Origin of the sequence: Antrihabitans spumae (assembly GCF_043944905.1) — a bacterium.
Lineage (GTDB): Bacteria > Actinomycetota > Actinomycetes > Mycobacteriales > Mycobacteriaceae > Antrihabitans > Antrihabitans spumae.
In genome coordinates this window covers 1-2574 of sequence record NZ_JBIMSN010000073.1, presented here as the reverse complement: position 1 = coordinate 2574, position 2574 = coordinate 1, and the positions used below count along the sequence as shown (strand labels likewise).

General features: G+C 62.7%; 2 pseudogenes. Both read right to left on the bottom strand.

The annotated features are described in order from the left end of the window. Positions 1–433 precede the first annotated feature (433 nt). Positions 434–1091, bottom strand: a pseudogene (locus ACHIRB_RS17570) (ATP-binding protein). Positions 1092–1300: 209 nt separating this feature from the next. Continuing rightward, positions 1301–2182, bottom strand: a pseudogene (locus tag ACHIRB_RS17565) (Mu transposase domain-containing protein); the annotation flags it as partial. Between the last annotated feature and the right edge of the window lie 392 nt (positions 2183–2574).

Sequence of the window (2574 nt, the reverse complement as noted above, 5' to 3'; positions counted from 1 at the left end):
TCAGCTTCCCCCGGACTCTGTCCGGGATTAAGCGTGTCCAACACGCGGGGGCAAGGCCCCGACCAGCTGCAAGAACAAGCCCGACTCTGACTGAGGGTCGTAGGTGCGATCTGGGAGAAATATGTCGTACCCGGCGGATCGGCGGCTACTGAGCCGAGCCTTCGCCATCCCAGGAAGAGCATCTTCGTTGAGATATCTGAGCACTCTCGTGCCGCGCGACAAATCGTCCTCAATGCTGAGGATCATCTTCCTCATGGGGCAGATTGCCTAACTTCTCGTGAGCGTCGATCTCAGCCCAGATCGAATGTGGCGCCCCGGATTGGCGGGCGGAAACTCAAGGACATTAACTTCCTTTCGCGGGCAGGTGGCGCTTTGATGACGCTCAGCGAAATGCTCAGACTTGCTCGGAGAAAGTGCCACCTGTGAGCTGTGTTCACTGTAGTGGTTGGCGGCTTCCAGTTGTTGCTCTTCGGAGGGTTTTCGACCGTGCGTGGAGGTCGAGTATCGAGGCGGCGCTGAGGTGTCACGGAGAACCTCTGCCCATTCTCCGACGGCCAAGGTTGGTCGTGATCACGACGCTGTTTTCATATACCGTTGCGCCACAACCTGAGACAACGCCGAGGCGGCCTCACCCGGCAGTTGTAGGTAGCCGAGTTCGTCGACGACCAACATCGTGGGACCGGCGAAGAACCGAATCGTTGTCGCCCACCGGCCTTCGATCGCAGCGCGGTGGCAGCGGCCCCGAGGTCGGCGGGCGGTGGCGAAATTAGTGCGGTGGCCGGCGTGGGCGACAGCGCGCGCCAAACCTACCGACATATAAGTCTTCCCGACGCCCGGTGGCCCGATCAGCAGAATGTTGGTGCGGTCTCGAGGCAACGGCAGGTCCCGAGCTCGGCGATCAGCTTGCGGTCCAGGCCTGGGGCGGCGTCATAGTCGAAATCGTCAGGATGCCGGTGTGGGTAGCCATTCCAACCGAAGCCGGCCGGTCAGGCGCCGAACCTCGGGCGCCGCCACTTCGATGGTCAGCAGTTCTTCGAAGGCAACGCTCCGGCCGCGCCGTGCAGTTTCAGTACCGCCAGGTGTCCACGCAAGCGTTGGTAGAGGTTCGCTGCTGCGGCAGTGTTCGGCGCGGGCCCTGCGTCTGTGGTGGCGGTGACGGGTCCGGTGGTGGTCCTGACAGGGTGTTCCTTCCGTGCGCAGCACGCTCGTCGGCGGACAGATCGATCACTGTTGGCACCGGGTGTCGAGACGGTATCGGGTTGGAAATTGTTGCGGCGCAATGTTTGCGCCGCAGCCATGAGTCAGGTCCGGGTGGAATCCGTTCCTTGCGGCGATGCGGTAGACCGCCGCCGCTGCTGGCACCGGCAAATCGCGGCGTGCTCGAGGGCGTAGACGTGGCCGTGGTCGCGGACCATCGACTCGGCACCGTCGGCACCGTCGGCAGCGGGCGATGGTGTTCTGGGAGGTGGTGACGATGTCGATCACGTCCGACCCCAACACTCGTGTGACACTGACCTGTGCCGAGGCAAGTTCCGGAGGCGCCGAGTACCGATTGCCACCGTAAGACACAACGCCTGGCGTGACACCGTGCGTGATTCGGTCAGAATCGCTGGACCGGCCGCAACAGGAGGTGCTGACAGCGGTTCGGCCGCAGCGACTGTTGCCACCGAGGATTTACCATCGGCGGTGGGTCGTAGCCGGGTGTCGCCACGCAGGGAGCAAAACATGGCGAGGCATTGTTGGGCTTGTTCGACGGTGACGTCGTCGGACGATGTGCGCCACCATCGTTGGGCGGCATTGTGATTGGACTTCTCGACCACACCTTTGCGGTTGCCTGAGCGGAACGGGCAGATCGATACCGCGACCGCGTGGTGCTTCGCGACACCAGCGAACCTGGCTGTCACCTGCCTGATTCAGGGTGACAGACCGTGGCCATCCGGTCGAAACGCCAACTACGATTGAGCCCGCCCAGCTTGCGGGAGACCCGGTCGAGCCCGTCAACCAGGTGCGGTGGCGTCGCGGCGGGTGCCAGGACACCGCGCCATCGCCCGGAGTGAGCGAGTGATCCGACCAGCAGATGCCTTTCAATCCCCGCTCCTAGGAGGGCCTGCGGGTTCGGCAGATCGACCCAGTCCCATTGGGTTTCGTCCCCGGGCGAGTGTTGGATCACCGGTTGACCACGTACGCGCAACCCCGGCAATCCTAATGGAATATGCAGCCGCGGCTTACGGGTAAAGACGGGATGTCCCTCCTACTTACTGGCCCGGGGCAGGCGGCGACGGTCGTCGTCAATGACGAAGCCATCGGGTAGGGGTTTGAATTTTCCCCCTGTAACCCTGTGCGCAGAGTGGTGCTCGCGAAGTGTCCAGTAGTCGACTTCGCCGATAACGACGTAGTCGTGCGTACCTCCTCGCAATCGGACGACATCGCGGTCCCACTCGTTCGCATGGGGGGCTCTTATTCGTGTGTCGCCGTGAGTTCGGCAGTTGACCTGGACGACGTAGGCGTGGACGTCTAGCCTGCCGCTTTCACGGTAATTCCTTCGGAGTTGGTGTCGTACATGAAGAAAGGTGC